This window comes from Streptomyces silvae (genome assembly GCF_016745505.1).
Lineage (GTDB): Bacteria > Actinomycetota > Actinomycetes > Streptomycetales > Streptomycetaceae > Streptomyces > Streptomyces silvae.
Genome location: NZ_JAERUC010000101.1, coordinates 1 through 19,350, shown reverse-complemented (window position 1 = coordinate 19,350; position 19,350 = coordinate 1). Strand labels below are relative to the sequence as shown.

The window sequence follows — 19,350 nt, the reverse complement described above, 5'->3', positions numbered from 1 at the left end:
GGGTCGGTCCTCCCAATTCTACCGGCCGTGGAACATCGCCCCGCCGGGCTCCCGTCTCACCATCCGGGCCCGGCGTGGACCCGGCCCCGGACGGGGTCCATACTTGCTGCCATGCGTCAGCACACGATCTTCGTCTTTACCTATGGCACCCGGCCCGCCGGCTGCCATGGTCGTGCTGCTTGAGCAACTGACAAGCAACGTTCCAGGCGCCCCGGGCCGACAGGCCCGGGGCGTTCTGGCGTTCCGGACCCGTCGCTCCGGGGGCCCACAGCCCACCAGGAGTCACAGATGACCAGCACCGCACCCGCCCCCGCACCTGCGTCCGCCCCCGCATCCGCATCCGTATCCGCCCCCACGAAGACGGCCGCCGAGCGGACCGGCGCCCACACCGAGGAGGCTGCCTCCCTGATCGGCGGCGCCCGGACGCGCATCGACGCGCTGGACGACCGGATCATCGGCCTCGTCCAGGAACGGATGGCCGTCTCGGCGGTGATCCAGGAGGCCAGGATCACGTCCGGCGGGCGCCGGGTGAACCTCTCCCGGGAGATGGACGTCCTCAGCCACTACAGCGATGCCCTGGGCAAGCCGGGCACGGCCCTCGCCATGACGCTGCTGGAGCTGTGCCGCGGCCGGGTGTGACGTCCGGAGAGCGGTCGCGGGTGGCGCACGGGAAGCCGCCGGGTGTGACGCACGGGAAGGCTGTACGGCCGCACCCGCGTTCGGGCCCGGTCTCACCCGTACGGCGCGTGACCGGGCACCCGACGGCTTCGTTGGTCCTGATGTCCGTGCCAGCCAGGGGCGGCATCGGTAGGAATCCACGCGTGGCTCCGCCGGGACGTGTGGCGTACCCCAGGTACGCCGTGGGACCACGACCCGGCGCGTGTGACCGGTCGGCAGGGGACAGCAGCCCGGTCACCCATGTGCGGCCGGTTCCGGGGACGCCCGGGACCGGCCGCCGAATGGACCCTCTTGAGCGGCGGCCTCAGACCCGCTCGGCGCGGCGCCGGGTCGTCGCGTACAGCACACCGCCCGCGGCCAGGGCGATCACCGCGGCGGCGGTGGCCATGAGCGCGACGGAACCCGTGGAGGCGAGGAAGCCCCCGGTGTCCGTCGAGGCGGAGCCGGACGTACCGCCCGTGCTCCCGTTCGAACCGGCGCCGGAAGACGTACCCGGGGTGCCGGACGTCTGCCCGTCCTCCTGACCTCCAGAGGGCGCACCGGTGTCGCCGCCGGCCGATCCCTCGGTGGAGCCGCCCGTTCCGGTGGTGCCGTCGGTCGTGCCGCCCGTGTCGGCGGAGCCGGTGCCGTTGAGCACCAGCCGCGCGGTGTTGTCGGCCGGCTTCGGGTCGAAGGGCAGCGCGGGGTCGGTCAGCCAGGTGTTGCGGATCCGTACGGCGCCCTCGGCGTCCGGGACCTGCTCGGTGATCCTCAGGTCGAACGGCAGCGAGATCTCCGCCCCGTCGCGCACGGTCATCGACGCGTCGCAGACGTAGCGGGGTGCGCCGTTCTGGTCCTCGCGGTACGTGCCGTCCGCCGTCACCCCCTGGCAGGAGGCCGGCTTACGGGTGACCACGGCGCCCTCGGGGACGGTGAAGTCGAAGGTGGCGACGGGCTCACCGGACCGGATGTAGCCGATCCAGGCCGGTCCGTCATTACGGAAGCCGAGGTCCGCCGTGACGGTCTCGCCCACGGCGCCGTCCGCCGTGTCGCCCACCGCGACGAAGTTCGCGGTGTTCTCCGTACGGAAGTCGGCCTCCTGCTGGTTGTCCCAGGGGTCGAGGTCCGCGCTGCGGGCGGAGGACGTGACCTTCTTCATGGTCAGGGCGGAGCCGGTGCCCCGGCTGAAGGGCGCGCCCGCCCGCTGCGCGGAGCGCTGCGCCGCGCTGTCCTCGTCGATGCGGTAGATGAAGGTGTCGTAGAAGGCGCGCTCGGTGGCCTTGACGGGCAGCGGCTCCCCCAGGGTGTACGTGGCGCCCGGTTCGTAGGATCCGGGGACCGAGCAGAGGGCGGTGGCCCAGACGAAGCCGTCGAAGGGGTCCTCCCCGGCCTCATCGTTGTACTCGCAGTTGGCGTAGCGCTGGGGGAGGTCGAGGCCGCGCGAGTACATCAGGGTCAGCAGGACGCCGTCGGCGGCCGTGGTGCCCTTGTTGGTGAACGTGATCGGTGCGGACTGTACGTCGCCCGGCCGGAGCTGCTGCTCGAAGGGGAGCCGCTTCATGACCAGGTCGGGGCCGCCGACGGTCACCTTCGTCGAGAAGGGCGTGAAGGTGACCCCGTCCGCCGATCCGGTCACCTCGATGGTGCCGGAGGCGCCGTCCTTGCTGCCCTTCGCTGCGGCGAGGTCGAAGTCGGCGATGGAGCTGAGGCCCGCGTAGACGCCCCAGTCGTGGCAGACGGCCGTGGCCCCGGTGATCTCGCAGTCCGCTCCCGTGTCCTCGGCCGGGGTGAGTTCGGCGACGCCCGCGATGCCGCTGAGGTCGAGGGTGTAGGTCACCTCGCCCTCGTAGCCCGTGCTCTCCTCGTCGGGGTCCGGGTTGTGGACGGTGAGCCCGAGCGAGGACTTCTGGGGGCTCCCGGTCTCCGGGTAGGGGTGCACGGCGGTCTCGGCGGGGCCGCCGAGGGTGAGGACGGGGGTGTCCGCCCGCGCCGGGGCGCCGACGGCGAGCGAACCGGCGGCCAGCAGCCCGGCGGCGGCGAGACCGCCTGCCGCACGGCGCAGCGCTGTTCTCGGGGAAAGGCGTGTCATCGCGAACCTCTGAGGATCGGCGGAGCTGTGTGACTGCTGTGACGCAGTACGGGTTCGACCTCCCAGCCGTACGAAGAGTTGCTCCGGTCAAGATCACGGATCGGGCACGGTGCGCGGGGTGTGTCGAGCGCCACATAAAGATTCTGTGAAAGCCCGGACAACCGTTCACTCCTGTCACAGGTCATGCATGGCGAACACACAAGGCTCGTTCCGTGCCCCACAACGGCAGGCCCGTTCATCCCTTTCAGGCGTACCGCGGCACACGCGGTACCACGGACCCGCTGAGGCCCCAGATGAAGCTTCGCCGCACCCTGGCACTCGCTGCCGCCACCGCTGTCATAGGCCCGGTCGTCCTGCTCTCGGCGCCGGCCGCGTTCGCGGACCCCGAGACCACGACGACCGAGACCACCTCGCCGGCGCCGACCGAGACCCCGAGCGGGACGCCGTCCGAGACTGCCTCCCCCGAGGCCACCGAGTCGGAGACCGCCACGGCCACCCCGTCGGCCACGGAGTCGTCCGAGGAGACCGCGCCCGGCACGGCCTCCCCGTCCGCGACCACCACCGAGTCGCCGTCCGCCTCCGCGACGCCGACGCCCACCCCTTCGGCGACCGACGAGGAGGACGAGGAGGAGCCGCTCGACGAGTGCACGCCGCGTCCGCTGGAGCTCTCCATCAAGGGTCTCTCCGGCAAGATCGTCCGGGGTGGCGGCTGGGACCGGTTCACCTTCAACGTCTACAACGACTCGAAGAAGACCGTGAAGAACGTGGCGTTCTTCGCGGGCGCCGCCGCCGACAAGGCGGGCGAGAAGCTCTTCACCTCCCAGCAGGTCCAGCTCCAGGCCTTCGACGAGGCCGACGGCAGCTGGGCGGACCTGGACGACTTCGGTGTCTCGTCCGGCTACGTCGGTGAGACCGACGAGATCAAGCCCGGTTACGAGGTCGACATCGACCTGCGCATCAAGGTGAAGGCGAGCGCCCCGGTGGGTGCCGGCTTCAGCCTCGGCGGCGGGCTCGTCTTCGGCGAGGACTTCGAGGCCGAGCCGTGCTTCACGGACGTCGCCTACAAGTTCCAGATCGTCGACGCGGGTGACGACGACGGTGCGAAGCCCCAGGAGGGCGGCAAGATCCCCGTCCCCGACACGAAGCCGACCGGCACCACCAAGGTCACCGGCAGCCTCGCCGAGACCGGTTCGTCCTCCACCACTCCGGTGATCGCCCTCGCGGGCGGCGCGGCCGTGGTGCTGGGTGCCGGCGCGATATTCGTCGTGCGGCGCCGCAAGACCGGTGACGCCGCCGCGTAAGGCGCGTCACCGGCAGGAACGTGGAGGGGCTGCACTCGGAGGGGGGTGCAGCCCCTCGGCGTTCCCCGGGCCAGTCGTCCGAAGGGCTCAGTCGTCCGAAGGGCTCAGGCGTCCGAGGCGGCCTTCTTCGGCGGCACCGCCGGCATCCCCAGGAACGGCAGCTTCAGCGCGCCGAACGCCTCCTTCGGCACGGCGGGCGCCTTCGGCTCGACCGCGGCGAGCCGCTCGTACGCCGAGTCCTGCGCCGGGCGCGGGTCCGCCTCCCCCTTGTTGGGCCAGAAGGACATCGCGCGCTCCGCCTGCGCGGTGATGGTCAGCGACGGGTTGACGCCCAGGTTGGCGGAGACCGCGGCGCCGTCGACCACGGAGATGCCGGGGTGTCCGTACAGCCGGTGGTACGGGTCGATGACCCCTTGCTCGGGGCTCGCCCCGATCGGGCAGCCGCCCAGGAAGTGCGCGGTGAGCGGGGTGCCCATCAGCTCGCCTATGTTCGATCCGGCGAAGCCGTTGATCTCCTGGGCCAGCAGGGTCGCGCCCTGGGTGGCCTCGGCGATCTGGGTCGGGTTGGGCGAGCCGTGGCCCTGCCGGGCGGTGAGCAGCCCCTTGCCGAGGCCGCCGGGCTTGCGGTACGCGGTCAGCGAGTTGTCCAGCGACTGCATGACGAGGCCGATGATGGTCCGCTCCGACCACCGCCGGTTGGACAGCGAGCGCACCAGGAGCAGCGGGTGCCTGGCCACCTGACCGAACCAGCTCAGCACCCGGTGGGTGCTGTAGGGCACCTGGAGGATGGTGAGCGCGCCCATCGCGTTGGAGCCCTTGCCGTAGCGCACCGGTTCGATGTGGGTGTTCTCGTCGGGGTGGATCGAGGAGGTGATGGCGACGCCCCGGGTGAAGTCGGCCTTGGCGGTGCCGTGCTTCTTGCGGTAGCGGCGGTCGCTGGTCTGCGCCCCCACGAGGCCCTCGGAGTTGGTGCGGGTCAGTTCGCCGAGCCGGGAGGACAGCCGGGGCAGCAGTCCTTCGTCCTTCATGGTGTGCAGCAGGGTCTGCGTGCCGTACGTACCGGCGGCGATGACCACCTTCCGGGCCCGCAGCACCGAGGGTGCCGCCTTGCGGCGCCGGTCGGTGGGCACGGTCGAGACGCGGTAGCCGCCCTCGGTGTCGTCCGTGACCGCGACGACGGACGTCATCGGGTGGATCACGGCACCGGCCTTCTCGGCGAGGTACAGGTAGTTCTCGTTGAGCGTGTTCTTCGCGCCGTGACGGCAGCCCGTCATGCACTCACCGCACTGGGAGCAGGCCTTGCGGGCGGGGCCCGCGCCGCCGAAGTACGGGTCGGGCGTCTCCCCGCCGGGCTTCGCGTGCGCCGTGCCGTCGGCGTCCTGGCCGTCGCCGAAGAAGACGCCGACCGGCGCGAGGTGGAAGGTGTCGCCGACGCCCATGGTCTCGGCCACGGCCTTGAGGTGGACGTCCGCCGGGGTCACGGTCGGGTTGAGCCGCACCCCGAGCATCCGCTTCGCCTGGTCGTAGTACGGCGCCAGCTCGGCCTTCCAGTCGGTGATGTCCGCCCACTGACGGTCCTCGAAGAACGGCGCGGGCGGCACGTACAGGGTGTTGGCGTAGTTGAGGGAGCCGCCGCCGACACCCGCGCCGGCCAGCACCATCACCTTGCCCAGCAGATGCACCCGCTGGATGCCGAACAGGCCGAGCGCGGGGGCCCACAGGTAGTTCTTGATGTCCCAGGAGCTCTTGGGCAGCGTCGTGCGCGTGAAGCGCCGGCCGGCCTCCAGGACGCCGACCCGGTAGCCCTTCTCGCTGAGCCGCAGGGCCGAGACCGCGCCGCCGAAGCCCGAGCCGACGACGAGGACGTCGTAGTCGTACGCGTCGTCGTCCGCCGCCGCGACGGCCGGTGCGGCCTGATTCTGGGCAGGGCTGTCCTGGGACATGGCTCTCCTCGGTACGAAAAGGGCAGATAGGGGTGGCGGGGGCGGGGTCAGCGCAGCCGGAAGGCCTTCATCGCCTTGAGGCTGCGGCTCATGAAGGCGGCGTACTTCTCGTCGTCCATCCCGAAGGCCGGGGCCAGGGGCATCAGCCGCTGCTGGGCGACGGTCTGGGCCTCGGTGTACTTCAGGATGCCCTCGGAGCCGTGCCGCCGGCCGAGGCCGGAGTCCTTCATGCCGCCCATGGGTGACTGGACGCTGCCGTACGCGGGTGCGTACCCCTCGTTGATGTTGACCGTGCCGGTCCGCAGCCGGGCGGCGACGCGGTGACCGCGTGCGGCGTTCTTCGTCCAGACACTGGAGTTGAGGCCGTACGGGGTGGCGTTGGCGAGGGCCACGGCCTCGTCGTCGTCGCCGAAGCGGTAGACGGAGACGACCGGGCCGAAGGTCTCCTCGCCGCAGACGGCCATGGGCGCCTCGACGCCGTCGAGGATCGTCGGCTCGTAGAACAGCGGGCCGATGTCGGGCCGGGCGACGCCGCCCGCGACGAGCGTGGCACCCTTCTCGACGGCTTCGGCGACGTGCCGGCTGACGGTCTCCAGCTGCCGCTCGCCGACGAGGGAGCCCATGTCGGCGCCGTACGCGAGGGAGTTGCCGAGCCGCATCGCCTTCGTACGGGCGGCGAAGCGCTCCACGAACGCGTCGGCGACGGACGCGTGGACGTACAGCCGCTCGATGGAGATGCAGAGCTGACCCGCGGAGGAGAAGCAGGCGCGGACGGCGCCGGCGGCGGCCTTCTCCACGTCGGCGTCCTCCAGGACCAGCATGGCGTTCTTGCCGCCGAGTTCGAGGGAGACGCCGACGAGCCGGGCGGCGGCTCCCTGGGCGACCTCGCGGCCGGTGCGGGTGGAGCCGGTGAAGGAGACGTAGTCGGCACGGCTGACGACCTCGGGGCCGACGACGGGGCCCTCACCCAGGACGACCTGGAACACCTCGGCGGGCAGTCCGGCCTCGATGAGGAGGTCGCGGGCCCACAGGGCGGTCAGCGCGGTCTCCGTGTCGGGCTTCATCACGACGGCGTTGCCGGAGACGAAGGCGGGCAGCGCGTCGCCGACGGAGAGTTCGAGCGGGTAGTTCCAGGGGGCGATCTGGCCGATGACGCCGCGCGGCTGGCGCAGCTCGGTGACCTTGGTGAGGGTGGGGACGACCCCGGTGTGGCGCCTCGGCTTGAGGTACGCGCCGGCCTTGCGCCCGTAGTGGCGGGCGGCGACAGCAACGGCCTGCACCTCCTCGTGGGCGTGCAGCCGGGCCTTGCCGGTCTCCAGCTGGATGAGGTCGAGGACCTCGGACTGGCGCTGGAGGACCAGGTCGTGGAAGCGGAGCAGGACGGCGGCCCTGGCCCGGACCGGTGTCGCGGCCCAGGCGGGCTGGGCGGCGCGGGCGCGGTCGAAGGCGGTGGCGACGTCCTCGGGGGTGGACTCGGGCAGGTCGGCCAGCTTCTCCCCGGTGAAGGGGCTGTGGTTGGCCGTGCGGCCGGACCCGATGACGTCACGGGTCAGCTGGGCGATCACCTCGGGGGTGACGACATCGGCTGCGGTGCGCGCCCCGGCCGGGGCGGCGGCCACCGGGTTGGTGCCGACGCGGGCGCCGGAGGCGGCGGGGGTGGTCGTGGAGGCCTGCGAGTCCGTCATGAGGGCGAGAGTATGTCGGCCCGACCACTTTGGGTACCCGTGGGTAACAGGTTTTCACAGAGCCCGCCAGGGACGCGTGCCACACCCGGCCATACAGCCAGTGATCACTGGCGGCATAACCGCTGATCAGGGGCGATCCGGCGTCCTTCGCGGGATCGGGCGTCAGGAATCGTGAATCTTCGGCCGCCCGCCCGCCTCGGCGTGGCGCGCGCGGGGGCGGCCGCGACGGGTACGGCCGCTCAGCCGGCCTGCGCCGGAGGTTCCCAGCCGCGCAGCATCGTGGCGAAGAGCTCCCGGGTCTCGGCCCAGTCCTCCTCGGGACCGGTCATGTAGAACGCGTACTCGGGCCCGCCCGCCTCGGCGAAGTACATCTGGTCGATGCCGTGGCGCGGTCCGGGGAAGTCCTTGGACTCGACCCAGGTGAACTCCCAGAGGGAGCCGGGCCGGTCGCGGAAGACGTTCTCCTCCATCGCCAGCTGCTGGTACTCCGGCAGGCGCCTGGCCAGGTCCTTCTCGATGCTCTGCATGTGCGCGTACGAGTTGGTGAAGTCGGGCTGCGGATCGAGGCTGATCCGGATGCGGTGCGCGCCGCCGTCCGGGGTGTAGTCGATCTGGCCGTCGTTGTCCTGCCGCTCCCAGCCCTCGGGCACGACGATGCTGAAGCCCTCGGGGTCCACGACCCGCTTCCAGCCGTCGGGGACGTCCTTCGCGGCCTGGTCGGCCGGCTCGTCCTCCCCCGCGGCCTTCTCCTTGGCCTTGTCCTCGGCCTTGTCCGCTCCGTCGTCGGCGGAGGGGGCGGGCGCCGGGCCGGCGGACTGTTCCACCCCGCGTCCGGTGCTCCGGTCGTCCCCGGCCGTCTTCATCGCGATCAGGCCCGCCGCCCCGCCGATCAGGGCGGCCAGTGCCACGACGAGCACCACGGTGCGCCACCGGCCCCGGCCGCCGCTCCGGGTGGTCTGCGCGGTGGTGTACGGGGCTACCGGGGCCTGCGGCAGGGGCTGGGCGAGCTGGGCGGTGGAACCGTCCGGGGTGGAGAAGGCGCGCAGATCGTCCTCGGAGACCCGCTGCGTCGGCACGTGCGCCTGCGCGGCACGGGGTTTACGCCCCTCCATCGCGTCCAGCAGCATGCGCTCCGTCTCCTCGGCCGTCGGCCGGTCCGCGGGGTCCTTGCGCAGCAGCGCGGTGATCACGGGTGCCAGCGGGCCGCCGTGCACCGGCGGGGGCGGTTCCTCCGTGACGACGGCCTGCATGGTGGAGATGGGGGACGTACGGCGGAAGGGCGAGCTTCCCTCGACGGCCGTGTAGAGCGTGGCGCCCAGCGACCAGAGGTCGGAGGCGGGGCCCGGGTCGCCGCCGCGCACCCGCTCGGGTGCCAGGTAGTCGATGGAGCCGACCAGTTCACCGGTCCTGGTGATGGTGGAGTCGCCCTCGATCGCGGCGATGCCGAAGTCGGTGAGCAGGACCTGGCCGTCCCGGGCGAGCAGGACGTTGGCCGGCTTCACGTCCCGGTGCAGGACACCCGCGCCGTGGGCGGCCCGCAGGGCGCCCAGCACATGGAGGCCGATCCTGGCCGCCTCGCGCGGCTCGACCTCGCCGGACTCCTTTGTCGCGTCGGCGAGCGAGGGCCCGTCGACGTACTGCATGACGATCCAGGGGCGGTGGTCGTACTCGATGACGTCGTGGACGGTGACGACCGCCGGGTGCGTGATCCGGGCCGCCGCGCGCGCCTCCTTCTGCGTGCGGGCGTGCAGCACGGCGCGGTCGGCCTCGGCGACGTAGAGTCCGGCGGTCAACTCCTTGACGGCCACGGTCCGGTTGAGCACCTCGTCCTGGGCGCGCCACACCTTGCCCATGCCGCCTCTGCCCAGGACGTCACCCAGTCGGTACCGCCCCGCCAGTACGATCCCCGCGTTCGTGCCCTGCGCGTGTTCCACGTGTGTCCTCGCCCCGTTCCTCGGTACGACAGGGTACGGAGGGGAGGCGGCGCCACGTAACCTCGCATCGCTCACGAGACCGCACTGTGATGCTTGTCGCCTCCCGCTGTTGCGCAGTCAGGAGCCCGCGCGGTACGAGGAGATGGCCTGCTGGTAGATCTCGGAGACCTTGTCCCGGTCGTTCTCCGGGCCGATGACCTGGACGATGTGGTATCTGCCGTCCACGATCATCACGAGGTTACGGACGTACACCTGGCGGCCGTTGCTCTCCTGCCAGGTGAACTGCCCCTCCGCCATGGCCTGTCGGCCCACGTCGACCCGGCGCAGCCCGGTCGAGGTGGCCCAGCTGGACTCCCGGAACGGCTTCAGCTCCGGTTCCGCGGTCCGCTGGTAGTCCAGCGGGTCGCTCCCGTTGGCCTTCACGGTGTCCCGGCCGGGCACGACGAGCACGGTGAACCCGTCGCTGCCGTAACGGACCTGACGGTCGGAACCGGCGGGGCTGCGCTGCCAGTTCTTCGGTACGCCGATCTCGAAGCCCTCGGCGTCCTTGCGCAGCTCGTACCCAGAGGCGAGGGCCACGGCGGACCCGCTGGTCTGGGGCTTCTCCGAACCGGACGAGCCCGAGGAGCCCGACGACTCCGAGGAACCGGACGAAGCCGAGGCCGAAGGACCGCCGGACGGGCTGTTGCCGGGGCCCGTGGTGGCCGGTGCGGAGCCTGAGGGCGCCGCCCCCGTGCCCGTCCCCGACTCGGGCATGAACAGCATGGCGTAGGCGACGGCGGCGGCCATCAGCAGCAGGATCAGGACCAGCAGCAGCCGTCCCAGCCTGCGCGGCGCGCGGCCACCGGGCTGCGGCTGGCGCAGGACCTTGGGCCCCTTGGGTTCGCGGGGCGCGCGCGCCGGCTTCTCGTACGCCTGCGGCCGCTCGTACGCCTGCTGCTGCTCGCGGCGCTGCGGCTTGCCCTGGCGGTGCCGGCCGGCGCCTCCGCGGCCCCGGCGGCGGCGCACCAGCTCGCCCCGGCGGCGTACGACCGGGAGGCGGGCGGCGTCGGCGGGCGGCAGGGTGACGACGTCGGCACCGGCCTCGGGCTCCGGGGCCGAGCGCACGAGGGAGCGCAGCCAGCCGCGCAGCTCCTCGAAGTCGGGGCGCTCCGTGGGGTCCTGGCGCAGCAGCGACTCGACGACGGGGCGCAGCGGGCCGCACTCCTCCGCGAAGGCGGGCGGCTCGCCGCAGACCATCTGGACGAGCTCGGCGGCGTTCTCCTCCGGGTACGGCGCGTGGCCCTGCACGGCGCGGTAGAGCAGCGCGCCGAGCGCCCACAGGTCGGTGGAGGGGCCGATGGGCGGGGCGAGCTGCCAGTTGTCGTGGACCGGACCGGCCTGCTCGGGCGCCCATCGCTCGGTGACGGCGCCGACCACGGCGATACGGGCCTGCCGGGCGCGTTCGGCAGCGAGCGGGGTGGCCGGGCCGCGGTAGGCGGGGGTGTCGCCCCGGCCTGCGACGACCTCGTCCCATCCTCCGGCGGGTGTACGGGCCGCGACGGGCTGGGGCAGCCGGTCCCGCCGTTCCACGGGGCCGCTTCCCAGGCGCCGGGAGTCGGCGCGCAGCGCGTCCTCACCGGAGCCGCCCGTCCCTCCGGAGCCGCCCGCGGGTACGGGGCGGCCGGCGCCCGGTCCGTCGTCCCAGGTGCCGGCGAGGTGGACGCGCCGGCCGGGGGGCGTGGGGCCGGGCCCCTCGTCGTCGTCCTCGCCGTCGTCGTCCTCGTCGTCGTACGCGTAGGCGTACGGCGGATAGGTGTCGTCGGCCGCCCTGCCCCAGCCACCGGGCAGCTCCGGCCGTCCGGGGGCGGGAGAGGCGGTGGGAGGCGCGGCGGGGTCCTCGCGCCGCTCCGCCTCGGGGGTGTCGTCGCGGTCGTGCTCCGCGCGCTTGCGCTCCTCGCCGGCGCGGGCCGCGGCGCGGGCCCCCGCGCGGTAGGCGGCGATGGCTCCGGCCCGGGCGGCACGCAGCTGCGCCGCGCTGCCGGCGCCGGGCGGCACCACGGGCAGGGAGGGGGAAGGCGCCACCTCGATCTCGGCCCGGGGACCGGGGGCCGGCACCCCGTCGGTGGACGCGCGGGGACCGGGCAGTGCTTCCGGGGCGGACGGCTGGTCCGTGCCGGGCAGGGCGGCGTGCGCGTCGTCGCCCGCGTCCGCGTCCGCGTCCGCGTCCGGCCGGAACGGCGCCGAGGCGTCATACGGACCGGCCTCACGGTCCGGGGCTTCGTAGGAGCCGGGCTCGACGGCCGGGGCCCCGTACGGATCACGCCCGGCGGGCGGAACGGCGTACGGGCCCTGCTCGGCGTGGGGGCTCTGCCCGTCGTACGGATCCTGCTCGGCGGCCGGCAGTGCGTACGCGTCCCGCTCGCCGCCCTGGACCGCGTACGGATCCTGCTCGCCGTACGGGTCCTCCTCCCCGGCCGGGGGCTCGTACGGGCCGGTGGGGCCCGATTCGACCGCCGGGGGCCCGTAGACGTCCTCCTCGTCCGGGTCCGGGTGCGGCGCCGGAACGTATCCGCACAGCGCCTCCTCTGCCGCGCCCGCGGCGAGTCCCGTCAGCACGACGCGGCCGTCGTCGCAGACCAGCACCGTACGGACCGTGATGTTGCGGTGCGTCCAGCCGTGCGCGTGCAGCACCCGCAGGGCCGTCAGGACGTCGGAGCCGATCTCGGCGGCCCGGTAGGGGTTGAGGGGCCGTTCCGCGAGGAGCGCGGCGAGCGGCCTGGCGGCGACCAGTTCGCTCACTATCCAGAGCGATCCCGCCTCGGCGAACACGTCGAAGACCTGGTCCAGGCGCGGATGGTCGGGCACCTGGGCCGCCGCCTGCGCGGCCTCGATGGCCCGCCGGACCGCGGGGTCCGTGGGCCGCCGCACCGCACGCCCGGTGGCGCGCCTGGCCGAGGGCAGACCGTCGGCGTCGAGCACCTCCGCGTCCACGACCTCCGGCAACGGCACCTGCCGCACCAGCACTTCCTGGCCGCTGTACGTGTCGAAGGCCCGCGTCTCGACCAGCTCGAAGGCGTCGGACGGGGGCAGCGGAAGGCGGTAGCGGTCGGCAAGCACCCGACCCGCATAGTCGTCCACGACGCCTCCCCAGAGCGCGCTGTCCCCCGGTCACCGAGACCGCATCAATCCGTCAATTGCGGTCACTTGCTGTGCAATTGACCCACCGTTCCGGCTGCGTACGGTCCTCGGCCTCTCACAATACGTGGCAAGTCCCGGCCGTGCGGCCGTGTCCGCCAACCCGTCCGTCCGGCCGGCCTCCCCGCGGGCCGCCCGGACGGGCGGCCCGGCCGCCGGGGCAGGTCAGTCGGTCGGCTCGAAGGTGGCGTACGCCGTTTCGCGCAGCGTCCGGCACTCGTCCTCGTCCCACGCGTCCGCCTTGCAGCTGATCATGATCGAGTAGCCGTGGGTGGCGTCGACCTTGAAGCCGCGGTTGAGGACCCGGACCCGCATGCCCTGCTGGTTACGGGTGAACTCCCAGTCGGCGACGGTCGGGTAGCCGTTGAACTCGACCTTCTTTATCCCGATGTGCTTGTAGCCGTCGCTGAGGCTCCTGGTGGCCGCGACCGCCCCGGCCCAGGCGGCTGCCGCGTCGTCCTTCGGGGAGGCGTTGTAGTCGATCTGGACGCGGGGGAAGCCTCCGTCGGCGTTGTAGATCGCGCCGGAGTTCTGTCCCGCTATCTTGTCGAACTTGAAGTTCCCGGGCATCGCCATGGAGAAGTGGAACTGCTTGTTGGTGACCGTCTTGAATCCGGCGGGCAGCGCGTCCGGGTCGGGGGTCGGTTCGCCGGTCTCCGCCGAGGGCGACGCCTCTCCGGTCGCCTCTCCCTCGCCCTCGCCCTGGCCGTCCTTGCCGCCGTCCTTCGCGCTGTCGTCGTCCTTGCCTGCGCCTCCGCCGGTGGCGGGCTCGGCGCCACCGCCGGCCGTCGCACCGGCCGACGCCGAGTCGCCCTTGGACCCGCCGCTCTCGTCGCCGGTGTCGTCGCCGCCGAGGGTGAGCGCCAGGACCGTACCGAGGACCGCGAGCACGACGACACCGGCGATGACCGCCAGCGTGCGGCGCGGCACGACATCGGTGATCGAGGCACGGGGCACGGCGGGGCGCGCGGGGCCCGCGGCCGACGCCATGGCCGCCGGGGCCGCGGCGGCGGCCGACGGGGACTTCGCGTTGCGCACCGAGCGCAGGGCACCGCGCAGCCGGTCCTTCGTACCCTCGGCGAGCCCGGACGCGGCGACCGGAGTGGTCGCGGAGGAGGAAGCGGAGCCGGAGGCCTGGCCCGCGGGGGCCGGGCCGCCGGTGTCCGGTCTCCCGGTGGCCGCGGCGGCCCCTGAGGCGGAACCGCCCTCACCGGCGGGTGCGGACAGGGCACCGGCCGCTGCCGCCGCGGCCGCGGCCTTCTTGCCGCCCTTGCCGGCCTTGTCGCTCCTGGTGTCGCCGATCGTGGGCAGCGCCATGACCTGGGTGGAGTCGGCCGGTGGCACGGCGGGCTCGTCCGGAGCGTTGATCACCGCGTTGAGCAGGACCCGCGCCCCGGCGTCGTCGAGCCGCTCGTCGGGGTCCCTGGCGAGCAGGCCGTAGATGACCTCCTCCAGCATGCCCGCGTGCGCCGGCGGTTCGACGGGTTCCGTCATCACGGCCGTCAGCGTGGCGATCGCCGAGCCCTTGTCGTACGGCGGGCGGCCCTCGACGCTCGCGTACAGCAGCCCGCCCAGCGACCACAGGTCGGCGGGCGGCCCCGGCTTGTGGCCGCGGGCCCGCTCGGGCGAGATGTAGGAGGGGGCGCCGACGAGCATGCCCGTCGAGGTGACGGAGGGGTCGCCCTCGACCTGGGCGATCCCGAAGTCGGTCAGGACGACCCGGCCGTCCTCCGAGATCAGCACGTTGGACGGCTTCACGTCACGGTGCAGGATGCCCTCGCGGTGCGCCGAGCGCAGCACGTCGAGGATGGCCAGACCGACCTCCGCCGCGCGCCTCGGCGTCAGCGTCCCGTCCTCACGGATCACCTCGGCGAGGGACTTGCCCTCGATCAGCTCCATGACGATCCACGGCCGGTCGTCCTCGTCGACCACGTCGTAGACCGTCACCGCGCTGGTGTTGCGGATCCTCGCGATCGCCTTCGCCTCACGCAGGGTTCGCGTGATGAGACGCCGCTTCTCGTCCTCGTCGATGGACGACGGGAAACGCAGTTCCTTGACCGCGACCGTACGCCCCAACGTCTCGTCGGCAGCACGCCAGACCGTGCCCATGCCGCCCCGGCCGAGCACCTCCCCGAGCCGGTACCGCCCCGCGAGGAGACGTCCGTCCTTGTCCCGTTGGGGCTCCCGCGCCTGCTCCGCCTCCGACATGCGTCCCCTCTGCGATCAACCCGCCCTGGCAGAGCGTTCATTGTCCCTCACCCCGGGACCGGTCATGGTGCCGGGTCCGGGGTCGTCCCCGATGCGGCCGGACCGGGGAACCCCCCTGCCGTGCCGGTACCCGGGGCGCTGCCCGTCGCCCCGTCGGTGCTGACTCCGCTCGCCTGCGAACCGCGAGCCCGCCAAGCGAACCACACCTCACGCCCGCATGGTCCCCCTGCCCCGGCCCGCCGTCGAGGGCCGCGCCCCGGCGATCGCCTTCCGGCACACCGCGGACCCGGCGCTCACGGGAGCCGCCGGGTCCGCCGGCCGTCGGGCACGGGCCGCTGAAGGAGCCTCAGGAAGGCTCCCTGTAAAGGCCCTCAGAGCGGCAGGATGTCCGGCGCCCCCAGCCGTGCCGCGTCCGCCGTCAGGTCGTCGGGCTGCCGCTGGGACTCGCGCTCCGCCTCCACCCGCTTGCGGTAGTGCTCCACCTCCCGCTCGACCTGGCTCGTGTCCCAGCCGAGCACCGGCGCCATCAGGTCGGCGCACTCCCGGGCGCAGCGGGTGCCCCGGTCGAAGGTCTCGATGGAGATCCGGGTGCGCCGGGTCAGGACGTCGTCGAGATGCCGGGCGCCCTCGTGCGAGGCGGCGTAGACGATCTCGGCACGGAGGTAGTCCTCGGCGCCGGCCAGGGGCTCGCCCAGCGAGGAGTCGGCCTTCACGAGCTCCAGGAGCTCCTCGGTCATCGAGCCGTAGCGGTTGAGCAGGTGCTCCACCCGGACGACGTGCAGCCCGGTGCGGGCGGCCATCCTGGCCCGGGCGTTCCACAGGGCGGGGTACCCCTCGGCGCCCAGCAGCGGGATGTCCTCGGTGACGCATTCCGCGACGCGCTGGTCCAGCCCGTGCACGGCCTCGTCGACGGCGTCCTTCGCCATCACCCGGTACGTCGTGTACTTCCCGCCGGCCACGACGACGAGCCCGGGGGCGGGGTGGGCGACCGTGTGCTCGCGGGAGAGCTTGCTCGTGGCGTCGGACTCGCCGGCCAGCAGGGGGCGGAGCCCGGCGTAGACGCCCTCGACGTCGTCCCTGCCCAGCGGGGTGTTCAGCACGGAGTTCACGTGTTCGAGCAGATAGTCGATGTCGGCGCTGGAGGCGGCCGGGTGGGCCTTGTCCAGGTCCCAGTCGGTGTCGGTGGTGCCGATGATCCAGTGGCGTCCCCACGGGATCACGAAGAGCACCGACTTCTCGGTCCGCAGGATGAGCCCGGTCGAGGAGTGGATGCGGTCCTTGGGCACCACGAGGTGGATGCCCTTCGAGGCCCGGACGTGGAACTGTCCGCGCTCGCCGATCAGGGCCTGGGTGTCGTCCGTCCACACCCCGGTGGCGTTGACGACCTGCTTGGCCCTGATCTCGTACTCCGCGCCGCCCTCGGTGTCCCGCACGCTCACGCCGACGACCCGCTCGCCCTCACGGAGGAAGCCGGTCACCCGCGCGCGGTTGGCCACGTGCGCGCCGTATCCCGCGGCCGTGCGCACCAGGGTCGCCACATAGCGCGCGTCGTCCATCTGGGCGTCGTAGTACTGGAGGGCGCCGACCAGGGCGTCCTTCTTCAGGGCGGGGGCGATCCGCAGGGCGTGGCGCCGGGAGAGGTGCCGGTGCACGGGCAGCCCCCGCCCGTGCCCGGAGGACACCGACATCGCGTCGTACAGCGCGACGCCCGAGCCGGCGTACAGCCGCTCCCAGCCCTTGTGCTGCAAGGGATAGAGGAAGGGGACCGGCTTCACCAGATGGGGCGCCAGCCGCTCCAGCAGCAGCCCGCGCTCCTTCAGCGCCTCCCGTACGAGCGCGAAGTCCAGCATCTCCAGATAGCGCAGCCCGCCGTGGATCAGCTTGCTCGACCTGCTCGACGTGCCGCACGCCCAGTCGCGCGCCTCGACCAGCCCGGTCGAGAGCCCTCTGGTGACGGCGTCCAGCGCGGTCCCGGCGCCGACCACGCCCGCTCCCACGACCAGCACGTCCAGTTCGCGCTCGGCCATCGCGGCCAGCGCCTCGGCGCGCTCCGCGGGTCCCAGTGTCGCTGTCCTCACTGCTGCCTCCCGGTGATCCCGGTGCATCGGGTACGGCACGGGAGCGGTGACCGGCCGGAGGGCCGGGCGCCCCGTGCCCACCCCTCGATTCTGTCCGCGCTCCACGACTTCAGCCACCGCCTGTGGACAACACCCGCCCCACACGAGTCACAGAATGCGACATATAGGTCATATTTACGCCTAGTCTGACATAGCGCTGTCCCCAGCAGTTGCACTTTCCGTCTCTTGGTCTTAGGGAAAGGACGGCCCACATGCCCGCAGACCTCGCCGTCATCGGACTCGGTCACCTCGGCCTGCCCCTCGCCCAAGCAGCTGTCGGCGTGGGTATCCACACCGTCGGCTTCGACACCGACCCACGCCCCTTCGCCGAACTCTCGGCGGGCCGTACTCCGGTCGAGGGATCCCTCAGCGCCTCCGACATCCGCCGGATGCTCGCGGGCGGCTTCCGGCCCACGGCGGACCCGGCCGAGCTGGGCCGGGTGCGCACCGCCGCGATCTGCGCCCCCACGCCCCTCGGGCCCGACCGCACGCTCGACCTGCGCGCCGTGACCGACGCGGCCCGGGCACTGGCCGCCCGGCTCCGTCCGCACACCACGGTCCTGGTGGAGTCGGCCGTGCCGCCCGGCACCACCGAGAACCTCGTCCGCGCCCTGCTGGAGGAGGGCTCGGGACTGCGCGCCGGCCGGGACTTCCACCTGGCCCACTCCCCCGGCCGCCTCGACCCCGGCAACCGCACCCATGTGTACGGCAACACCCCGAAGGTCATCGGCGGCCTCACCCCCGCGTGCACCGAGTCGGCCGCCGCCTTCTACGGGCGCCTCACCGACAAGGTCGTACGGGCCCGCGGACCGCGCGAGGCGGAGATGACGAAGGTCCTCGAAACCAACTTCCGGCACGTCAACATCGCCCTCGTCAACGAGATGGCGGTGCTCTGCCACGACCTCGGCGTCGACCTCTGGGACGTCATCAGGTGCGCCGAGACCAAGCCGTTCGGCTTCGAGCCGTTCCGCCCCGGCCCCGGCGTCGGCGGCCACGGCGTCCCGGTGGACCCCGGCTACTTCCCGTACAACAGCCGTACGCCCGGCCACCCCTTGCGCATGGTCTCGCTGGCCAAGGAGATCAACGACCGGATGCCGAGCTATGTGATCCAGCGCTGCGCGACCCTGCTGAACGAGCACGGCAAGTCCGTCCGGGGGGCCCGCGTCCTGCTGCTCGGCATCACGTACAAGCCGGACCTCGCCGACCAGGAGGCCTCACCCGCCCGCGAGATCGCGACCCGGCTCATGGACATGGGCGCCCAGATCGGCTACCACGACCCGCACGTCCTCGACTGGCGGGTACGCGACCTGCCCGTCCCCCGCGCCGACTCGCTCTACGAGGCCGCCGCCGGAGCCGATCTGACGGTGCTGCTCCAGCACCACCGCACGTACGACCTCCAGGGCCTCGCCGTGAAGGCCCAACTTCTCCTGGACACAAGGGGAGCCACCCCGGCGGGCGCCGCCCACCGGCTCTAGGACCCAAGTCCCGCAAGGGATTCGCAGTGTCCCCTGTCGGTCCGGCCTGCTAGCCTGCGGCGTCACTCGTCGCACAGCAGTGCGTATACGTCCCAGGGGGAAGATCCACCATGAGCCAGCCCGTGCAGCCGCCGAACCCGCCCCAGCAGCCCTACGGCGGCCAGCCGACCGACGGAAACCCGTACGCGGGGCAGCAGCAGCCCGGCACCCCGTACCCGGGCCAGCCGGCGGGCGCACCGACGGGCAACCCCTTCGCCGGCCAGCAGCCGGGCCAGTTCGGCGGCGGCATGCCGTTCGCTCCGGCGGCACCGGCCCGCAACAACATCGGCCTCGGCGTGCTGACCGCCCTCGGCACCGCGATCGTCGCCGCGATCCTCTACGGCGTGATAGCCGGCTCGATCGAGCGCGAGGTCGGTTACGCGGCCGTCGGTGTCGGCTTCCTGGTGGGCTTCGCGGCGAGCAAGGTCGGCGGAGCCAACCCGCTCGTCGCCGTCGTCAGCGCCGTCTTCTCCCTGGGCGCGGTCTTCCTGGGCCAGCTCGTCGGCATGTCGATGATCCTGGCGGACGGCCTGGGTGTCGGTTTCTCCGAGGTCTTCTTCGACCACTTCGGTGATCTCCTGAACGTCTGGAAGCACGAGGCCGACTTCATGACGTACCTCTTCCTCGCCCTGGGCCCGATCGCCGCGTTCGGTGGCGCCAAGCGCGCCGGCTGACCGACGACACGACATGGGAGGGCCCGGACCGCATATGCGGTCCGGGCCCTC

At 72.8% G+C, this 19,350-nt stretch carries 11 protein-coding genes; 4 read left to right on the top strand and 7 right to left on the bottom strand.

Annotation, left to right across the window (positions count from 1 at the left end; translation table 11 throughout):
- Positions 1 to 288: 288 nt before the first annotated feature.
- Positions 289 to 639, top strand: a complete 351-nt coding sequence (locus JKV81_RS15645; RefSeq protein ID WP_129265102.1) for a chorismate mutase — start codon at positions 289 to 291, stop codon at positions 637 to 639.
- Positions 640 to 982: 343 nt separating this feature from the next.
- Here JKV81_RS15645 and JKV81_RS15640 read toward each other — a convergent pair whose 3' ends face one another.
- Entirely contained in the window at positions 983 to 2,746 is a 1,764-nt protein-coding gene (locus JKV81_RS15640; RefSeq protein WP_202076412.1) for a peptidase, read from the bottom strand.
- Between the two features lie 293 nt (positions 2,747 to 3,039).
- Here JKV81_RS15640 and JKV81_RS15635 point away from each other — a divergent pair, with 293 nt between their 5' ends.
- Positions 3,040 to 4,047: an LAETG motif-containing sortase-dependent surface protein gene (locus JKV81_RS15635; RefSeq protein ID WP_202076411.1), complete on the top strand. Its 1,008-nt coding sequence runs from the start codon at positions 3,040 to 3,042 to the stop codon at positions 4,045 to 4,047.
- Positions 4,048 to 4,151: 104 nt separating this feature from the next.
- Here the strand turns inward: JKV81_RS15635 and JKV81_RS15630 are convergent, their stop codons facing one another.
- The 6 genes from JKV81_RS15630 to JKV81_RS15605 all read right to left on the bottom strand — a co-directional run bounded on the left by JKV81_RS15630 (position 4,152) and on the right by JKV81_RS15605 (position 17,072).
- Positions 4,152 to 5,990 carry a GMC family oxidoreductase gene (locus tag JKV81_RS15630; RefSeq protein ID WP_129265099.1) on the bottom strand — a complete coding sequence of 613 codons (1,839 nt, stop codon included), beginning with the start codon at positions 5,988 to 5,990 and terminating at the stop codon, positions 4,152 to 4,154.
- A 47-nt stretch (positions 5,991 to 6,037) separates the two neighbouring features.
- Positions 6,038 to 7,675 (bottom strand): succinic semialdehyde dehydrogenase, encoded by a 1,638-nt coding sequence (locus JKV81_RS15625; protein ID WP_129265098.1) that lies wholly within the window; start codon positions 7,673 to 7,675, stop codon positions 6,038 to 6,040.
- Positions 7,676 to 7,914: 239 nt separating this feature from the next.
- Positions 7,915 to 9,609 carry a serine/threonine-protein kinase gene (locus tag JKV81_RS15620; RefSeq protein ID WP_202076410.1) on the bottom strand — a complete coding sequence of 565 codons (1,695 nt, stop codon included), beginning with the start codon at positions 9,607 to 9,609 and terminating at the stop codon, positions 7,915 to 7,917.
- A gap of 117 nt (positions 9,610 to 9,726) precedes the next feature.
- A complete protein-coding gene (locus JKV81_RS15615) occupies positions 9,727 to 12,729 on the bottom strand; it encodes a serine/threonine kinase C-terminal domain-containing protein (protein WP_202076409.1) in 3,003 nt (1,000 codons plus the stop codon).
- Between the two features lie 222 nt (positions 12,730 to 12,951).
- Positions 12,952 to 14,994, bottom strand: coding sequence for a serine/threonine-protein kinase (locus JKV81_RS15610; RefSeq protein WP_129265095.1), 2,043 nt, complete (start codon positions 14,992 to 14,994; stop codon positions 12,952 to 12,954).
- 371 nt (positions 14,995 to 15,365) lie between these two features.
- Positions 15,366 to 17,072 carry a glycerol-3-phosphate dehydrogenase/oxidase gene (locus tag JKV81_RS15605; RefSeq protein WP_129265094.1) on the bottom strand — a complete coding sequence of 569 codons (1,707 nt, stop codon included), beginning with the start codon at positions 17,070 to 17,072 and terminating at the stop codon, positions 15,366 to 15,368.
- Between the two features lie 251 nt (positions 17,073 to 17,323).
- Between JKV81_RS15605 and JKV81_RS15600 the strand changes: the two genes are divergently transcribed.
- The gene (locus JKV81_RS15600; protein WP_129265093.1) at positions 17,324 to 18,586 is read left to right on the top strand and encodes a nucleotide sugar dehydrogenase; all 1,263 of its coding nucleotides are present in this window, start codon (positions 17,324 to 17,326) and stop codon (positions 18,584 to 18,586) included.
- Positions 18,587 to 18,696: 110 nt separating this feature from the next.
- A complete protein-coding gene (locus JKV81_RS15595; protein WP_129265092.1) occupies positions 18,697 to 19,299 on the top strand; it encodes a hypothetical protein in 603 nt (200 codons plus the stop codon).
- Positions 19,300 to 19,350: the final 51 nt, after the last annotated feature.